The 17,866-nt window shown below is 64.5% G+C and carries 16 protein-coding genes; 14 read left to right on the top strand and 2 right to left on the bottom strand.

All coding sequences use genetic code 11. From position 1 onward, the window contains the following. Nucleotides 1-13 precede the first annotated feature (13 nt). Nucleotides 14-670, bottom strand: coding sequence for a helix-turn-helix domain-containing protein (locus G365_RS0118365; RefSeq protein WP_155976372.1), 657 nt, complete (start codon nucleotides 668-670; stop codon nucleotides 14-16). Nucleotides 671-857: 187 nt separating this feature from the next. Here G365_RS0118365 and lhpI (G365_RS0118360) point away from each other — a divergent pair, with 187 nt between their 5' ends. The 3 genes from lhpI (G365_RS0118360) (at nucleotide 858) to G365_RS0118350 (ending at nucleotide 5,467) form a co-directional block, all read left to right on the top strand. Beyond that, entirely contained in the window at nucleotides 858-1,835 is a 978-nt protein-coding gene (lhpI, locus tag G365_RS0118360; RefSeq protein WP_019647003.1) for a bifunctional Delta(1)-pyrroline-2-carboxylate/Delta(1)-piperideine-2-carboxylate reductase, read from the top strand. Nucleotides 1,836-1,933: 98 nt separating this feature from the next. Then, nucleotides 1,934-3,643, top strand: coding sequence for a cis-3-hydroxy-L-proline dehydratase (lhpI, locus tag G365_RS0118355; RefSeq protein WP_019647002.1), 1,710 nt, complete (start codon nucleotides 1,934-1,936; stop codon nucleotides 3,641-3,643). Nucleotides 3,644-3,769: 126 nt separating this feature from the next. Continuing rightward, nucleotides 3,770-5,467: a methyl-accepting chemotaxis protein gene (locus G365_RS0118350; protein WP_019647001.1), complete on the top strand. Its 1,698-nt coding sequence runs from the start codon at nucleotides 3,770-3,772 to the stop codon at nucleotides 5,465-5,467. A gap of 80 nt (nucleotides 5,468-5,547) precedes the next feature. Here the strand turns inward: G365_RS0118350 and G365_RS23270 are convergent, their stop codons facing one another. Next, complete coding sequence (locus G365_RS23270; protein ID WP_155976371.1) at nucleotides 5,548-6,198, bottom strand: DUF1826 domain-containing protein; 651 nt, start codon at nucleotides 6,196-6,198, stop codon at nucleotides 5,548-5,550. Nucleotides 6,199-6,384: 186 nt separating this feature from the next. Here G365_RS23270 and G365_RS0118340 point away from each other — a divergent pair, with 186 nt between their 5' ends. The 11 genes from G365_RS0118340 to G365_RS22335 all read left to right on the top strand — a co-directional run. Continuing rightward, nucleotides 6,385-8,082, top strand: a complete 1,698-nt coding sequence (locus G365_RS0118340; RefSeq protein ID WP_019646999.1) for a sensor histidine kinase — start codon at nucleotides 6,385-6,387, stop codon at nucleotides 8,080-8,082. Further along, complete coding sequence (locus tag G365_RS0118335; RefSeq protein ID WP_019646998.1) at nucleotides 8,075-9,448, top strand: sigma-54-dependent transcriptional regulator; 1,374 nt, start codon at nucleotides 8,075-8,077, stop codon at nucleotides 9,446-9,448. The genes G365_RS0118340 and G365_RS0118335 overlap by 8 nt, the downstream gene beginning before the upstream one ends. Nucleotides 9,449-9,679: 231 nt before the next feature. Further along, a complete protein-coding gene (locus G365_RS0118330; protein ID WP_019646997.1) occupies nucleotides 9,680-11,032 on the top strand; it encodes an ABC transporter substrate-binding protein in 1,353 nt (450 codons plus the stop codon). Nucleotides 11,033-11,060: 28 nt separating this feature from the next. Continuing rightward, nucleotides 11,061-12,389 carry an ABC transporter substrate-binding protein gene (locus G365_RS0118325; RefSeq protein ID WP_019646996.1) on the top strand — a complete coding sequence of 443 codons (1,329 nt, stop codon included), beginning with the start codon at nucleotides 11,061-11,063 and terminating at the stop codon, nucleotides 12,387-12,389. Between the two features lie 188 nt (nucleotides 12,390-12,577). Beyond that, nucleotides 12,578-13,483, top strand: coding sequence for a branched-chain amino acid ABC transporter permease (locus tag G365_RS0118320; RefSeq protein ID WP_019646995.1), 906 nt, complete (start codon nucleotides 12,578-12,580; stop codon nucleotides 13,481-13,483). Next, nucleotides 13,483-14,436, top strand: coding sequence for a branched-chain amino acid ABC transporter permease (locus G365_RS0118315; RefSeq protein WP_019646994.1), 954 nt, complete (start codon nucleotides 13,483-13,485; stop codon nucleotides 14,434-14,436). The genes G365_RS0118320 and G365_RS0118315 overlap by 1 nt, the downstream gene beginning before the upstream one ends. Next, the gene (locus tag G365_RS0118310; RefSeq protein WP_019646993.1) at nucleotides 14,433-15,212 is read left to right on the top strand and encodes an ABC transporter ATP-binding protein; all 780 of its coding nucleotides are present in this window, start codon (nucleotides 14,433-14,435) and stop codon (nucleotides 15,210-15,212) included. The genes G365_RS0118315 and G365_RS0118310 overlap by 4 nt, the downstream gene beginning before the upstream one ends. Next, nucleotides 15,209-15,892: an ABC transporter ATP-binding protein gene (locus tag G365_RS0118305; protein ID WP_019646992.1), complete on the top strand. Its 684-nt coding sequence runs from the start codon at nucleotides 15,209-15,211 to the stop codon at nucleotides 15,890-15,892. The genes G365_RS0118310 and G365_RS0118305 overlap by 4 nt, the downstream gene beginning before the upstream one ends. A 20-nt stretch (nucleotides 15,893-15,912) precedes the next feature. Further along, nucleotides 15,913-17,082 carry an iron-containing alcohol dehydrogenase gene (locus G365_RS0118300; RefSeq protein WP_019646991.1) on the top strand — a complete coding sequence of 390 codons (1,170 nt, stop codon included), beginning with the start codon at nucleotides 15,913-15,915 and terminating at the stop codon, nucleotides 17,080-17,082. Between the two features lie 17 nt (nucleotides 17,083-17,099). Then, nucleotides 17,100-17,555: an acyl-CoA thioesterase gene (locus tag G365_RS0118295; RefSeq protein WP_019646990.1), complete on the top strand. Its 456-nt coding sequence runs from the start codon at nucleotides 17,100-17,102 to the stop codon at nucleotides 17,553-17,555. A 1-nt stretch (nucleotide 17,556) separates the two neighbouring features. Continuing rightward, on the top strand, nucleotides 17,557-17,866 hold a 310-nt coding region (locus G365_RS22335; RefSeq protein ID WP_043742975.1), incomplete at its 3' end, for an aldehyde dehydrogenase family protein.

Here is a 17,866-nt window from a genome sequence, read left to right as displayed (position 1 = left end):
TCGTGGGGTCTGTTTACAGGGTGACCTGTGTGCAGACCCACAGGACCTCGGCATCCTGTGGGCTGACTGACACGCAGGCATGCCCCATCCGGCTGTCGAGATAAATTGAATCCCCGGCTTTCAGCGTCGTCGGCTCGTACACTTCGGTGAACAGCCGGATTTCACCGCTGAGGACATAAAGAAACTCCTCCCCCTCGTGTTTCACCCAGCCGCCGAATTCTTCCAGCGTGCGGGCGCGGATGACCGCTTTCAGGGGGAACATCTTTTTGGCCCGCAGGTCAGTGGCCAGCGCCTCGTACAGATATTCGCTGGTTTCCACCACATCCCCGGCCCCGGCCCGGGTGATGCTCCGCCGCCCGGCGGAGGCCTCTGCACTGTCCGGGCTGAAGACCTGAGACAGATCAATCTCCAGCCCCACTGCCAGCCGCTGTAGCAGGTCAAATGTCGGTGAAATCAGGCTGTTTTCGATTTTTGACAGGGTGGAGCGGGCGACGCCGCAGCGGTCACTGACAGCCTGAAGGGTCAGCTTTTTGCCCTGCCGGATCCGTTTCAGATGGGGCCCAAGGTCGCAGTTTTCTGCCGTTACCGCCGAGGGGGGCGTCTGGGGGCGGGACTGCTGCGAAAGCGCGCGGGCGTTGGCGACCACCGGGCTCTCCTGTCGGTAAATCATCAAGACGGGTCAGGCCCCACTGTCGCCATCCGCCGGGGGTGCGTCAATGAGGTTTCTGTCTGATCTTCTTGCGGGAGGGAGGGATCTTTTCAGAAATTTGTCAGTTTATAAGAAAATAAGTTTCCTATAAGAAACTTTTGTGGCTCAATTCCGTCCTCAAACGCCATCAGCAGGGATCAGGTGTGATATGACGGACAAGACCACGGGCGGACAGGCCAGCATTCCGGTGTTCGGGGCAGAGGAAACGGCGGCAGCTCTGCCGTTTGCGGCCCTGATTGATGCCCTGCGCGATGCGTTTTCAAAAGGGGCCAAAGTGCCGCTGCGGCATCATCACAGTATCGCCCAGGCCGATGGTACTGAAGCGACCCTGCTGTTGATGCCGGCCTGGCAGGAAAACGGCGGGGCGATGGGGGTGAAGATTGTCTCGGTCTTCCCGGGGAACACGGCGAAGGGGCTGCCCGGCCTGTACTCCACCTATCTGCTCTGCGATGGGTCGACCGGCCAGCCACAGGCCCTGATTGACGGCAACCAGATCACCGGGCGGCGGACCGTCGGGGTGGCGGCGCTGGGGGCATCGTATCTGGCCCGGCCAGATGCCTCGCGCCTGCTGGTGGTCGGGGCCGGGCGGATTGGGTCTCTCAGCCCGTTTGCCTTCCGCGAGGTGCGTCCGGTCACCGAGGTTGAAGTGTGGGACCGGGACCGCGCCTTCAGCGAAAAGCTGGTGACCAGCCTGAAACAGCAGGGGATGGCGGCCACGGTCGCAGATGATCTGGAGGCTGCGGCCCGCCGGGCCGACATCATCAGCTGCGCCACCCTGTCGACCGAACCGCTGATCCGCTATGACTGGCTGCGCCCCGGCACTCACCTCGATCTGATCGGCAGTTTTACACCGGCGATGCGGGAGGCGGACGATGCCTGTATGACCGCTGGGGCCGTCTATATCGATTCGCCCGACGCGCTGAAGGAGTCCGGCGATCTGATCGGGCCGGTCTCGGCAGGTCTGCTGTCCCCTGCCGATATCCGGGGAACGCTGGGGGACCTGTGTTCTGGCCGGACACCGGGGCGCCGTTCGGCTGAAGAGATCACCGTCTTCAAGGCGGTTGGTACCGGTCTGTCGGATCTGGCTGCCGGGGCACTGGCGCATCGGGCCCTGCTGGCGGGCTGAATGGGATCGGTTAAGACATCCGGGCCACCGGAGCAGGGTTTTCCCCGGCCCGGTGGCCCGCTATGGTCTGACGGACAGCCCCCCCTTCGGAGCAAAGTATGATGACGACCGTGACCATGCCGATCGCCCGGGGAACCGCGCTTGTCTGGGGGCAGGCGCAGGGGCCGGTGCTGGCCAGTGATCTGGAACTCAGTTTCTGGGGTGGGGTTGACCCGACGACGGGGGAGGTGATCGACCGTCACCATCCCCTCAGCGGGCAGTGGCTGGCCGGACGGATTCTGGTGATTCCCGGCGGACGGGGGTCCTGCTCCGGCAGCGGGGTGATGCTGGAACTGCTGCTGAACGGCCACGGCCCGGCAGCACTGGTGTTTGAGCGGCCGGAAGACATCCTGACCTTAGGGGTGATCGTCGCGGAAGAACTGTTTGCCACGGCGGTTCCGGTGCTGGTGCTGCCACCGGACTCTTTCCGGGCTTTGCGGCAGGCCGGATATGCGGCGATCAGCGGCGATCAGGTGATGTATGCCGGTCAGCCGGTTACCCTGACCGACCTTCCGCCGACCGGCCCAGCGCCGCAAGCCGGGGCGCGGCTCGACCTGACGGCGGATGATCGGGCCTGTCTGGCCGGGCAGCGCGGGCAGGCGGCGCAGGCGGCCTTGCGGATGGTGGTGCGGATGGCCGGGTTGCAGGGTGCCGACCGCCTGATGGACGTGACACAGGTCCATGTTGATGGCTGTATCTACACCGGCCCCGGATCTCTGGCCTTCGCCGAACGGCTACGCGACTGGGGCGGACGGGTGGCGGTACCGACCAGCCTGAATTCCCTGTCGGTCGATCACCGGCGCTGGCGCGCACAGGGCATTGATCCGGCATTGGGGGAGCCTGCGGCCCGGCTGGGGGATGCCTATGTTGCCATGGGCGCGCGCCCGACCTTTACCTGCGCCCCTTATCTTCTCGACACCGCGCCGGTTCTGGGCGAGCAGATCGCCTGGGCAGAGTCGAATGCTGTGGTTTACGCCAACAGTGTGCTGGGGGCGCGGACGATGAAGTATCCGGATTTTCTGGATATTGCGATTGCCCTGACCGGCCGCGCGCCCTGTGCCGGTCCACACCGCGATGAACACCGCCGGGCGACGGTGGAGGTGACGGTGACCCTGCCGGAGACGACCGATGATGCGTTCTGGCCGTTGCTGGGCTATGCGGTCGGCGGTGTGGCCTCCAGCCGGATTCCGGTGGTGACCGGGGTGGCGTCGCTGGCCCCGTCATCCGATGATCTCAAGGCCTTCGGGGCGGCGTTCGCCACGGTGTCGGCGGCACCGATGTTTCATATCGCCGGGGTGACGCCGGAGGCTGCAACCTTGATGCAGGCCACCGGAGGGGAGGCCGTGCCGGGGATACGTCTGACGGCGGCAGATCTGGCGGCGGCGTGGCAGGACCTGAACAGCGCCGGGGATGCTGCCGTTGATCTGGTCTCTCTGGGGAATCCGCACTTTTCACTGACCGAGATCCGTGCGCTGGCGGCCCTGTGCCGGGGGCGGACCCGGAATCCGGCAGTGGCGGTGATCGTGACCTGTGGCCGTGCGGTTTATGATCAGGCGGCGAAGGAGGGGGTACTGGAGGGGCTTGACAGCTTTGGGGTGCGCTTTGTCACCGATACCTGCTGGTGCATGATCACCGATCCGCTGATCCCCCCGGCGGCGCAGGTGATCATGACAACCTCCGGGAAGTACGCCCATTATGGCCCGGGGCTGACGGGCAGACGGTTCCGGTTCGGCAGTCTGGCAGCCTGTGTTGATGCTGCATCCTTATAAGCCTTATGGGCTAAGCATTAAAAATTAACATGCCAAAAGTCTTAAAAAAGATTTACGACATTTATTGATCCAGAGTATAGCCGAGTTCGTATGTCAGGCAATGACGCTGTGCTCGGGAGGATACTCATGTCTGTCGTGGCAAATCTGCCGATTTTCCGTAAGCTGCTGCTCGCCTTCGGGATCATCCTGTCGGTTGTCCTGACGGTCTCCTGGATCAATCACAGCAAGGTTTCCTTTATCGAAACCAGCAACGCCGCAACCGCCCATACCCATCTGGTGCTGGATCAGTCGAACCGGATCGCACAGGCGATGGTTGATCAGGAAACGGGGATCCGCGGCTTTCTGCTGGCGGAGAACGAAACCTTTCTCGCACCATACAAGTCAGGTAAGGCCGCCTTTGCCGCTGCCCTGACCGAGACCCGGCGACTGACGGCTGATAACCCCCGGCAGCAGGCCCGGCTGGATAAGCTGGAGGCTCTGGCCAAAACCTGGGAGAGCGCGGTGGCGGCAAAGGCTATCAGCCTGATGACGGATCCCGACACGGTGCTACAGGCACGGATGCTGGAGATTGCCGGGACCGGAAAATCCTCGATGGACGGTATCCGGGTGCTGCTTGATGAGTTGCAGACGGAAGAGCGCGCCCTGCTGGCGGAGCGGGAAACCGCACAGGCAGAGGCCTTCCGGCTGAGCGACCGGGTCAGTCTGGCCGGGGGCGTCGTGACTGTTCTGGCAGCGGTGGCAGCCTGCCTGCTGCTGGCGCGGGGAATTTCCACCCCGATCCGGGCGATGACCGGGGCGATGTCTTCGTTGGCTGCCGGGGATCTGACCATCGCGGTTTCTGGCGTCGGCCGCCGGGATGAAGTCGGTGAAATGGCCCGTGCGCTGGAAGTTTTTAAGGCCAGTGCCATCGAGAACCGCCGTCTGGAGGCTGAGCAGGCGACCTTGAAGGCCCGGGCGGAGGAAGACCGCCAGAAAGCGATGCTGGCTCTGGCTGATGAGTTTGAAGGCACTGTCAGCGGCGTGGTCCGCACGGTGTCGCAGGCGGCGGAGCGGATGCAGCAGGCGGCGGACAGCATGGTCGGTACGGCGGAACAGACCAGCAGTCGGGCCACGGCAACGGCTGCGGCTGCGGGCCAGACCTCGGCCAATGTGCAGACCGTGGCGGCGGCGACCGAAGAAATGTCGGCATCGCTGGTCGAAATTTCCAAGCAGGTTGAAACCTCGTCACAGGTGGCGGCGCGGGCGGTTGAGGATGCCCGCCGGACCAATAACACCATCGCCGGTCTGTCTCTTGCCGCCCAGAAAATCGGCGAGGTGGTGACGCTGATTCAGGCCATCGCCGGGCAGACCAATCTGCTGGCGTTGAATGCCACCATCGAGGCCGCCCGCGCCGGGGATGCCGGTAAAGGGTTTGCTGTGGTGGCGAACGAGGTGAAATCGCTGGCGACGCAGACCGCTCACGCTACCGGTGAAATCGCCACCCAGATCAATACCATCCAGACTGAAACCGCCGGAGCGGTGGAAGCGATCCGTGCCATTACCGATACCATCAATCAGATGAGTGAAATTACCACGGTGATCGCTTCGGCGGTCGAAGAGCAGAATGCGGCCACGGCGGAAATTACCCGCAACGTGACGCAGGCGGCGAACGGCACTCAGGACGTGACCACCAATATTGAAGACGTGCAGGCCGCTGCCCAGCACGCCCGGACGGTTGCTACCGACGTGCTGGGCGAAGCGCAAAGCCTGTCGCAGGAGGCCGGGGCGCTGGGGCAGGCCGTCACCCGCTTCCTCAGCAGCATCCGTCCGGCGGCCCACGCCTGAAGTCCATGCCTGCCATGCACGGTATTGCATCAGCCCGGACGGAGAGATCTTTCCGGGCTGATGCCTTTCGCAATCCGGCTTTAGGCAGGGAGGCCATCCAGAGACAGAAACAGCCGCCATTCTCCCGGATACTGCGGGGGTGACCGGTGGACCAGCCCGCCGGGCAGAGGGCCTTGCTGGCCGGGCCAGAGATTGCCTTTCATCAGTCCGGCCCAGTATTCCGGCATCCGGTGAATGCCGTCACGGTCGCGGCATATGCCGCTATTGTCGCCTTTGCCAAGACCGTTGCGGTCACAGGCGTCCTCATCCAGCCAGTCGGTGCCTGCCCCGCGATAGGTACAGACCAGCCGCAGGGGCAGGGTGTCGGTATGGAACAGGCGGCAGGCATCGGTGGTGACCCGTTCCAGCCGCAGCCGGATCTGCCGTGTTAGCGGTACGGTGCCGACAACAGCCATCAGCGCCGCGATATCTGCAGCCAGTGCCCTCCGTCCGGCGTGGCGGGGGTATCCGGCATCGGTCAGCAGTGTCTCCAGTGTGGTGGCTGTGGTGCCGCAGGGCAGGGTGATGTCGATCGCATGACAGTCTGAGAACTGTCGCCCCCGCAGATAGGCGGCCAGATCCACAGGGGGCAATCGCTCCAGCAGGGCCAGAAGACACCGGGGATCGTTCAGGGTTTCTACCACGGCAGCAGCGGCGGTGATGCGGGTGTTGGCAGGCAGGGGGCGGATCATGGTGGCCTTCACTCAGTCTGATTTTGTTACGTTATAACATAATATTTTCCGGATCTGGGCAAGGGGGTTCTGTTTCTGCCGGGCATAGGAATGGCACAGCTTTTGCTTTTTCCCCGCCCTTGGCGGCGGCTATAACGGAAGGACGGGCCGGTGAAACCGGTAAATGTTCAGGGGCTGATGAGGCAGATGCGGTTCAGTCTGGTTGCGCGGTACACCCTGCTGTCGCTGGCCGTCACAGCAGGAGCGTTGGTTGTGCTGTCCGTTCTGTATGAGCGGATGGCGGGCGACCTGTATGACCGGCTGACCGGTGAGCGGCTGAATGCACAGGTGACGGCGACAGCCAGCCGCCTGACGTCATTTCTGGATAACCGTCTGTATCAGCTTGCCAATCTGTCCAATCATCCGTCGATTCCCAGCTTTCTTGACGGGCAGAACACGGCCGCTGCCGCCGAGGCAACAGCCCTGCTCCGGCTGGAGGCTGATCTGCCGGATCTATACGGCATCCTGTTTTTTAATGCCGATGGCAGCCTTAAGAAAGTGATCCCCGGACAGGCGGCATCCGGTTCGCCCTATTGGTCGGCGGATGGCTGGGATATTTCACGGTTGCCGGTGGTGACGGTGGACGGGGTGGACTTTGTCGGTCCGGCGCTGCCTGCCAATGGCCGGTCCGGCTGGATTCTGATCCGCCAGCCGCTGCGGGATGGCCCGACGGAGCCGGGCACCAGCATTGCCCTGCATCTGCGGCTGGCCTCATTGACGGAACTGCTTGGCGGCGGTGGGATCAGCGGGGTGGTTGCCCCGCTGTTGCGGGCCCCTGACGGGACGATTCTTGACGCCACCGGGCGGGTCGCCACCGGTCTGAAGGAACTGACCGACGGGCCGCGTATCCTGCCCGGCTGGTCGATTGTGCTGGATGCCCGTTCTGACACCATTCTTGAGCCGCTGGCACAGGCCCGTCTGTGGCTGTATGTGACGGCGGCTATCATCATTGCCTTTATCCTGTTGGTTTTTCTGGCATTCTCACGCAGTTTGCGCCGCCGGATCGGCACGCTGGTCACCGGGGCGGGCAGTCTGGCCGCCGGGGATCTGGGATACCGCCTGCCGGAGGGACCGAACCATGATGAAATCAGCCGGGTTGGCCGGGCTTTCAACACAATGGCGGAACAGCTGTCCGGCCTGATTGACCGGATGGTCCGGGCTGAGAAAATGGCGGTTCTGGGGGAATTTGCCACCGGCGTGGCGCATGAGGTGCGAAACCCGCTGGCAACGATGAAGACCACGGTGCAGGCCCTGACCCGGCAGGAGAGAGATCCTGACCGTCAGGAGCTGCTGACCGACATGGGCAGCCAGATTGACCGCCTGTCGCGGGTGGTCAGTGATCTGCTGACCTATGGCCGCCCCAGTCCGCCGTCGCCGCGCCCGGTGGCTGCCGGGGATCTGTTGCGCCAGACCGTCAGTCTGCTCCGTCCGCTGGCTGAGGAACAGGGAATCACCCTGTCGACGGGGGGAGAAACCGGCCTGCTGCTGTTTGCCGATCCTGATCAGATGGTGCATGTGCTGGTCAATCTGGGCCTGAATGCGGTGCAGGCGTGCCGGGCCGGGGGCGCCGTCACCATGCGGGTGACGGCGCAGGGCGGTCAGGTGGTGCTGACTGTCAGTGATGATGGCTGCGGCATCGCCCCGGAGCATCTGGCCAGTGTCCTGACCCCGTTTTTCACCCAGAAACCCCGTGGGACCGGGCTGGGTCTGACCATCAGCCAGCAGATGGTTGATGCCAATGCCGGATCCTTGCAGATCGCCAGTGTGCCGGGGGAAGGGACCACTGTGACCCTGCATCTGCCGCTGGCCGGGTCCACCCTGAAGGAAAGTGCCGGTCATGGCTGATGTGCATGTGCTGATCATCGACGACGAGGAAACCTTCGTCCGGTCGCTGCGGTTTGCCCTGAAGGCCGAAGGGATGACCGTGCGCGGCGTGCATAGCGGCGAGGACGGGCTGGAGGAGGCCGGACGCCAGCGGCCCGATATTGTGCTGCTTGATCTGCGTCTGCCGGGGATCGGTGGCATGGAAACCCTGAGCGCCCTGCGCGACCTTGATCCGACGCTGCCGGTGGTGATGATTTCCGCCCATGGGGATACCCGGGCAGCGGTGCAGGCGGTCAAGCTGGGGGCGGTGGATTATCTGACCAAGCCGTTTGAGCTGGATGAACTGCTGCACACCATCGCCTCCACCCTCGATCAGGGCCGGGTGGCGGAAGAGCTGGACTATCACCGCCGCCGCGATGCGGTGCCGGTCAGCGGTCTGATCGGTGACAGCACTGCCATGCGGACCCTGCGGGCGACGGTGGACCGGATTGCCGTCAGTTCTGCCAGCCGGATCCTGCTGCTGGGGGAATCCGGCACCGGCAAAGCGGTGGTGGCCCGTGCCATTCATACTCAAAGTCCGCGCCGTGACCGTGCATTTGTTGAGGTCAACTGTGCCGCCCTGCCGGAACACCTGATTGAGGCCGAGCTGTTCGGGGCGGAAAAGGGGGCCTATACCGGTGCCCATCAGAAGCGGACCGGGCTGGTGACGCTGGCTGACGGCGGCACCCTGTTCCTTGACGAAATCGGCGAACTGCCGCTGCCGATGCAGGCGAAGGTTCTGCACTTTCTCGAGAACGGAACCTACCGTGCGGTTGGCTCAGGCCGGTCTGCGACAGCCGATGCGCGGGTGGTGGCGGCCACCAACCGGGATCTGGCGGAAGATGTGCGGCAGGGCCGCTTCCGCGAGGATCTGTTTTATCGCCTGAATGTCATCACCATCGGCATCCCCGCCCTTCGCGACCGGGATGGGGACGTGGTCGGTCTGGCCCGTCACTTTGCCGCCCGGCAGGCTGCCGAGGAAGGCTGCCGCCCGGTGGAGCTGACCGCCGGGGCAGAGGAACGGCTGCGGCAGCACCGCTGGCCGGGCAATGTGCGCGAACTGAAGAACCTGATCGAACGGCTGACCATCCTGTACCCCGGCCAGCGGATTGATGCCGAGGATCTGCCGCCGGAGATTGCCGGGGCATCTCCCTCCGCTGCCGGGGCGGACCCGGTGACGGCAGAGGTGGGACGCCCGGCCCTGAACCAGCAGCTGGAAAGTGCGGAGCGCGATCTGGTGCTGGATGCCCTGCACCGTGCCAGTGGCCATAAGGGGCGGGCAGCGGATCTGCTGGGCATCTCCCGTCATGCCCTGAAGCGCCGCCTGCAGCGGCTGGGGCTGTCCTGAGCGGGGCGGGCCCCGCCTGAGCGTTCCCGATGAGCGCTCACCCCGAGCGGTAGCCGCTCATCGGGGGCGCTCACTCTGAGCGGTATCCGCTCAAACTTTCCGTCTTTGCCGCCAAAACCGGCGTTCCTGCGTGCTTCCGGGCTGTGGATACAGTTGGCACGCCCTTTGCCATTCATGACCCCAACGGTACAAAAGCGGATGGATCAACCATTCGCCCGGAGGAATAACGTCATGTCGGCCTGTGCCCCTGCACATCGCAGCACCGGGAGCAGCCCTGCCATCTGTCTGATGGCCGGTGCCCTGTTGTCTGCCGCCGTGTCGCTTCCCGCCCATGCTGCCCGGATTGAACTGGGGGCTCCGGCGGAAGAGGCGGACGTCATTGTCGGCTGTCTGTACCCGATGACCGGCCGTGCCGGAACCTATGGCCTCGACAGTGTGTCGGGGATTGAGATGGCCCTGAAGGATCTGGCGGACGAAGCCGCCGCCGGCCTACCGGTGCCAAAGCTGCGGGTCGTGATTGATGATCCGGCGTCCAAGGCCTCTTACGGGGTGCGGATCGCCGAAGACTTTCTGCGCAACGATCATGTGCAGGTGCTGTGCGGTATGGTGTCATCCGGCGTTGCGCAGGCGGTGTCGGAAGTGTCACGGCGCGAGAAGGTGATCCTGATCGGCACCGATCATGCCTCCAGCCGCCTGACGATTGAGGCCGGGCACCGCTATTACTTCCGTGTCACCAACGACAGCTGGACCTCAATGGCCGCCGGGGCGCGCTATCTGCGTGATCTTCAGGCCAAAAATGGCTGGACCCGGCTGGCCTTCATCGGCCCGGATTATGATTACGGACATGTCAGCTGGCTTGATCTTCAGCATGCGCTGGCCGATCTGGGCGTGACCTATGAAACCGTCGCTGAGCTGTGGCCGAAACTCTACGAGCCGGATTATTCGGTCTATATCGCCGCCCTGCAGCAGGCGAAGCCGGAGATCGTCGTCACCGCCATCTGGGGCGGGGATTTCATCGCCTTTGTCAAACAGGCGGCCAGCACCCGTTTCTTCGAGACCATCCAGCTCGCCAATTTTGATACCGGGGCCAATTACGATGCGCTGGTGGCGCTGGGCGACACCCCGCCGCCGGGGCTGATCCTGTCGGCCCGCCATCACAACAACTGGCCGGAAACCGGGCGGAACCAGCGTTTTGTCCGTACCTTCCACGACCTCAATGGCCGCTATCCCACCTATGCGGCGGAAGGGGCCTATACCGGCATCCTCGCCGTCGCCCGGGCCGTAGAGATCGCCGGTGGGGCGAAGGACAGTGAAAAACTGGTCGAGGCGCTGGAAGGCCTGAAGCTGGCCCTGCCGGAAGACCCGCCGGGCTTCGCCTCTTACATCGACCGCGATACCCATCAGATCGTTCAGGCCATGGCGGTGGGAACCGTCGTGCCTGACACCCGTTTTCCTCCGGCAAAAGTCATGGTCGGCAACTGGGCCGTTTATGACGCCGAGGATCTTAAGCCGTCTCCCGATGTGATCCGCCGCCGCCGCGATGCGGCCCGCAGCGGATGGGAGTCGGCTCTTCCACCCCCCTGAACCAACAAGTCCAAATCGGGAGGACACCGTGACCAATACCGTTTCTGTAACTCGGAAGACCCTGCGTCGTCTGTCGCTGACCATGGCTGCCTCCGCCCTTGCGCTGGCTGCCGTTGCCCCGGCGCAGGCCGCTGAGAACGGCAAGTTCCGTCTTGGTATCGTGACCTTCCTGTCCGGCGGTGCTGCCGGTCCGTTCGGTGTGCCCTCCGCCAACGCCGCCAAGGTGGTGATCGACCAGCTTAACGCCGGTGCCCTGCCGGCCCCGTATGCCAGCAAGGGCATCAACGGTGCCGAAATCGAAATGGTGCTGATCGACGAAAACGGTGGCGCCACCAAGCAGGTGGAAGAGTTCCGCAACCTCGTCCAGCGCCAGAAGGTCGATGCCGTGGTCGGCTATATCTCCTCCGGTGACTGCCTCGCGGTTTCCCCGGTGGCGGAAGAGCTGGGCGCGCTGACCGTGTTCTATGACTGCGGCACCTCCCGCCTGTTCGTCGAGAACAAGGCCCCGAAGTTCGTGTTCCGCACCGGTCTGGATGCCGCGGTGGATAACATCGGCGCGGCCCGCTATCTGGCTGCCACCCGCCCGGATATCACCCGCTATGCCGGTGTCCAGCAGAACTACTCCTGGGGTCAGGACAGCTGGGCCGACTTCACCGCCGCCATGAAGCAGACCCTGCCGAAGGCTGAAGCGGTGGAATCGCAGATGCCGAAGCTGTTCCAGGGCCAGTACGGCGCGGAAATCTCCGCCGTGTCGGTGAAGCGTCCGCAAATCGTCCATTCCTCGCTGTGGGGCGGCGATATGGAAGCGCTGGTGCTGCAGGCTTCGGCCCGTGGCCTGCTGGATGATGCCACTGCCATCCTGACCTGCGGTGAATCGGCGCTGGAACGTTATCAGGGTCAGGCCCCGAACGGCACCATCGTCGGCGCCCGTGGCCCGTTCGGCGCGTTTGCGCCGCAGAACGCCCTGAACACCTGGTTCACCGGCGTCTATCAGAACGCCTATCAGATGGCCCCGACCTACCCGGCCTCCAAGATGGCGCAGGCTATTCTCGGCCTGAAGCATGCCGCTGAAAAGGCCGCCAAGGCCCCGGGCGAAATCCCGGCCCCGGCTGCGATTGCCGCTGCTTTCAAGGGCACCAGCTTTGAGTCGGTCTCCGGCACCGTGCAGATGTCCCGCGCTGATGGCCATCAGGCGCTGCAGGGCATTTCCTACGGCGAATACCACTACGACGCCAAGACCAAGAAGGCTGAGCTGAAGAACGTCAAGTCCTTCTCCGGCACCTGCGTCACCCCGCCGGACGGCACCGAGGCCCAGGACTGGATCAAGGCCGGCTTCCCGGGTGCCAAGTGCGAGTAATCTGAGTGTGACGGCGGGGTCCGGTCCGGCAGTGCCGCAGACCTGATCCCGCCGGGTTTCTTTGCCTTATCCATCCTGTTCCGGCATCCGGCCGCCCGTGGTTTCACGGGCGGAAGGGGCGGTGCGTCCCTCTTCCGACCCGGCCGGAGCGGTTTTCCCCGCGATCCCCCGAACGGAGATCCCTTGGTATGAACAGTATTTATGCGGTCCTGATTGACGGCACGATCTATGCGTCGTGGCTGTTTCTGGTCGCCGCGGGCCTGACGGTGATTTACGGCGTCATGCGCATCCTCAACATGGCGCACGGCAGCTTCTACGCCATCGGGGCCTATGCGGCGGCGTCCATGGTCGGCTGGTATTTCAACGGCGAAGGCGCGGCCCTGCCGGTGTGGGGCAGCTACCTGATGCTGGTGGTCTGCGCACTGGTTGCCGGGCTGGTGGTCGGTCTGGTGATCGAACGCGGCCTGCTGCGGCTGATGTATGGCCGTGATGAAATCCTGATGGTCATCATCACCTATGCCCTGCTGCTGATCCTTGAGGACGGCATGAAAATGGTCTGGGGGGTTGATCCCTACATGGCCTTTCAGCCTTACGCCGAAATGGGCCGCAGCGTGCTGGGCGGCCTGAAGGTTTCCAACTACGACCTTGCCCTGATCGCTGTGTCACTGGTGGTCGGCGGCGGCCTGTGGGCGTGGCTGGAACGTACCAACACCGGCAAGGTGCTGCGGGCGGTGATCCATGACCGCGAGGTGGCGATGGCGATGGGCGTCAACGTCGGCCTGATGTTCACCCTGACATTTGTGCTGGGCACCACGCTCGGCGCGCTGGCCGGGGCCCTGACCGCGCCCGCCATTTCGGTGGCGCCGGGGCTGGGGGTCGAGGTGATCGTTCTGGCGTTCGCCGTCGTGGTCGTCGGCGGTCTGGGCAGCATTGAAGGGGCGGCAGCCGGGGCGCTGCTGGTCGGGCTGGCCCGTGCGGCGGCGGTGCATTACGCGCCGGAACTGGAACTGTTCGTCATCTACGGCGTGATGTCGCTGGTGCTTGCGGTGCGCCCGCAGGGCCTGTTCGGGCGAACCCTGGTGAGAAAGATCTGATGATGCGTCTGGACAGAACTGAACTGTGCCTGATCGCCGCCGCCGTTGTGCTGGCGGCGGGCGGGCTGATCGCCCCCGGCTGGCTGGTGTTCCTGCTGACCATGGCCTTTGCCAAGGCCCTGGTGGTGCAGGGGGTGGTGATGCAGATGCGGGCCGGTCTGGTCTCCTTCGGGCAGGGGCTGTTTTACTGTGTCGGCGGTTATGCCGTCGGCATGGGCGGTCAGTTTTTCGGCCTGACCGATCTGGCGGTGCTGCTGTCAGCCGGGGTGCTGGCCGCGATGCTGCTGGCGATGGTGCTGGGCCTGCTGCTGACCCGGTACCGCGATATTTTCTTTGCCATGCTGTCGCTGGCCTTTTCGATGATCCTGTTCGGCGTTCTGGTCAAAAGCCCGCAGCTTGGCAGCACCGATGGCTTTAACGTCGTCAGCTGGACCCTGTTCGGCTGGTCTCCGGCCAAGGAAACCGCGCCGATGGCGCTGCTGACGGTGACGCTGGTGGCCGGACTGGCCGTGGCCCTGCTGCTGCACCGCTATGTGCAGGCCGGGGTCGGGGTGCTGTGTGAGGCGGTGCGCGAGAATGAGGTGCGGGTTGAGTACCTTGGCCTGTCGCCGCGCTGGCTGCTCTATTCCAACTATGTTGCCGCCGCTGCCGTCTCGGCGCTGGGGGGCGGGCTGACGGCGCTGGCCGCCGGGCACATTGATCCGGAAATGGCGTACTGGACCACCTCCGGCGAATTCGTGTTCATCGCCCTGCTGGGGGGCACCGGTCACGTGGCCGCGCCGTTCCTGGCGGCGCTGGTGTTCGCCGTGGTCCGGACCTACGCCATCGAGTTCGTGCCTCACAGCTGGCAGATGATCCTCGGCTTCACCCTGCTTGGGGTGATCGTGTTCCTGCCCAAGGGCCTGTGGAGCCTGTTTTCCCGCGCCAAGGCCAAAGGAGCCGCCGCGTCATGACCGCCATTCTTGAAACCAGAGCCCTGTGCAAGTCCTTCGGGGCGGTGACCGCCGCCAAGGATCTGAACGTCCGCATCACCAAAGGTGAAGTGGTGGGGGTGATCGGCTCCAACGGGGCGGGCAAGACCACCTTCATCAACATGGTGACCGGCTATCTGCCGCCCAGCAGCGGCGAAATCCTGTTCAACGGCCGCCCGATCCTTGGGCATACCCCGCGCGCGATCACCCGCGCCGGGATGGCCCGGTCGTTTCAGGTCGCGCAGCTGTTCCCGGAACTGACGGTGCTGGACAACCTGCTGATCGCGCTGGCGGCGGCGGAAAGTCCGCGCCCGTCGTTCCTGCGGCCGCTGCGCACCAAGGCGCGGATAGCCCGGGCTGAAACCATCCTCGAGGAATTCCGGGTCACCCGGTTCCGTGATGCGGTGGTGACGGCGGTGCCGCAGGGCGCGCGCAAGCTGATCGACATCGCCATGGCCCTGATCGGTGAACCGCAGATGCTGTTGCTGGATGAACCGACCAGCGGCGTCAGTGTCGAGGAAAAGACCGGCCTGATGGATACGGTGATGTCGGCGGTGCGTCACCACGGCGTGACCGTGCTGTTCGTCGAACATGACATGGATGTGGTGCGCCGCTACGTGTCGCGTCTGCTGGCTTTCTACAGCGGCGAGATCATCGCTGACGGTCCGCCGACGGCGGTGCTGGAAGACCAGAAGGTCCGCGATCTCGTCACCGGCCACGGCCACGGTAAATCCAGCCAGAAGGGAGCGTCCGCATGACCGCCGCACCCCAGTCCTCTGCCAGCCTCTCCACCGGTCTGGAGATTTCCGGCCTGTCAGTGTCGATCGGCCATATTCCGATTCTGCGCGATGTCACCCTGACGGTCGGCGCCGGGCAGATGGTCGGCCTGATCGGTCATAACGGCGCGGGAAAGACCACGCTGATCCGCTCGATCATGGGGTTGCTGTCCCCGACCGCCGGGCGGATGACCTTTGACGGTGCCGATCTGCTGTCCCAGCAGCCGTACCGACGGGCTCCGGCGGGGGTCAGCTACATGCCGGAAGACCGGCGGCTGATTCCGGCCCTGACGGTGGAAGAAAACATCCTGATGCCGTTCTGGGCCAACAAGATCCCCGATGCCGCCCAGCGGCTGGAGTGGGTCTACAGCCTGCTGCCGGAAATCGCCCAGTACCGGGGCCGCCGGGCCCTGCAGCTGTCCGGTGGCCAGCAGAAGCTGGTGGCACTGGCCCGTGCCCTGATGCCGGGCCGCCGTCTGCTGCTGCTGGATGAGCCGTTCGAAGGGGTTGCCCCGGTGCTGTCGCGCCGCCTGACCGAGGTGATCGCTGGGCTGCGTAAGGAAGGCCTGTGTGTGCTGATCTCGGAATCCGATGACACTCATTCCGCCGATCTGGTCGATGCGGTGTACCGCATCGAACGCGGCAGTGTCCGTCCCGGCTGAGGACGGCAGGAGAAACCATCATGACCATTCAGACGTCCCTGAATTTCTCGTTTGAGACCACCCCCCGGGTGATTTCCGAAACCGGCGGAGCCCTGAAACTGGGCGCGCTGGCCAAAGATCTCGGGGCCAGCCGGGTGCTGGTGATCACCGATCCCGGTCTGGTCAAGGCCGGGCTGCTGGATGCCCCGATGCAGGCACTGGCAGACGCCGGGCTGACGGCGGCCCTGTACAGCGATGTGCAGGCTGACCCGCCGGAGGCCTCGGTTGATGCGGCGGTACAGGCGGCCCGTGATGCCGGGGCCGAAGCGGTGATTGGCTTTGGCGGCGGCAGTTCCCTTGATACCGCCAAGCTGGTTGCGCTGCTGGTGGGGGCACCGCAGTCCCTGCCGGACATTTACGGCATCGGTCTGGCCAAGGGGCCGCGCCTGCCGCTGATTCAGGTGCCGACCACCGCCGGGACCGGGTCAGAAGTGACGCCGATCTCCATCGTCACCACCCCGACCCATGAAAAGAAGGGTGTGGTGTCGCCGCTGCTGTATCCTGACATTGCCCTGCTGGATGCCGAGCTGACCCTCGGCCTGCCCCCGGCGGTGACGGCGATGACCGGCATCGACGCGATGGTCCATGCCATCGAGGCCTATACCAGCCGTCATAAGAAGAATGCTCTGTCCGACGGTCTGGCCCTGAAGGCCCTGCACCTGCTGGCGACCAACATGGACCGGGTGATCGCCGACGGGCGGGATCTGGCCGCCCGGGCTGCCATGCTGCAGGGCTCGATGCTGGCCGGGATGGCGTTTGCCAATGCCCCGGTGGCGGCGGTTCATGCGCTGGCCTATCCGCTGGGCGGGCACTTCCATGTGCCGCACGGTCTGTCCAATGCGCTGGTGCTGGCCCCCGTGCTGGCCTTCAACCGCGATGCGGCGGAAGCCCAGTATGCCGAGCTGGCGGCGGTGGTGCTGCCGGGGCGGCGGTTTGCCTCGCAGGCTGATGCCTGTGATGCCTTCATCGCTGAGATGACGGCGATGGTGCACCGGATGCCGTTTGCCCAGACCCTGCGTGCTGTCGGGGTGGCGGAAAGCGATCTCGACCGTCTGGCCGCTGATGCCATGAAGGTTGAGCGCCTGCTGATCAATAACCCGCGCCCGGTCACGCTGGCCGATGCCCGGGCGATCTACGCCTCTGTCCTGTAAGTATCAGGGAGCCACCGATGACCGCCGCACCGGACCGCAAAACCGAAGGCCGTGACAGCTACCGTCATTTTCTGACCATCCCGACACGGTGGATGGACAATGACGTCTACGGCCACGTCAACAACGTGGTTTATTACAGCTACTTCGATACGGTGGTGAACCAGTACCTGATCACCCGTGGCGTGCTGGATATTCATGCCGGGGCGGTGATCGGGCTGGTGGTGGAAACCGGCTGCTCCTATTTCGCGCCGCTGGCGTTCCCTGACCGGGTAGAGGCGGGCATCCGCGTCACCCGGCTGGGGACCAGCAGCGTCAGTTATGAAGTCGGTCTGTTCCGCAATGACGACCCGACCCCGGCTGCCGCCGGGTATTTCATCCATGTGTATGTCGACCGTGACAGCCGCCGCCCGGTGCCGCTGCCCGCCCCCTTGCGCGCTGCGCTGACCGATCTGTCCTGCGAAGAAGGTAAATGACATGACCCTGACGTTCTCCAATCCGTCCCTGTACCGCACGCAGGGTTACATTGACGGGCAATGGCAGGCCGCGGCGAGCGGCAAGACCTTTGCGGTCCTGAACCCGGCGACGGGGGAAGAGCTGGCGCAGGTTCCTGATATGGGTGCCGCCGAGGCGAAGCAGGCGATTGCAGCGGCGCATGCGGCGCTGCCGGCCTGGCGGGCGAAGACGGCGAAGGAACGGGCCAACATTCTGCGCAAGTGGTACACCCTGATTCTGGCCAATCAGGAAGATCTGGCGCAGCTGATGACCGCCGAACAGGGCAAGCCGC

The sequence above is a fragment of the Novispirillum itersonii subsp. itersonii ATCC 12639 genome, from assembly GCF_000381985.1.
Taxonomy (GTDB): Bacteria; Pseudomonadota; Alphaproteobacteria; order Rhodospirillales; family Rhodospirillaceae; genus Novispirillum; species Novispirillum itersonii.
The sequence above is the reverse complement of the archived record's forward strand: the minus strand, read 5'-3'. Positions and strand labels throughout refer to the sequence as shown.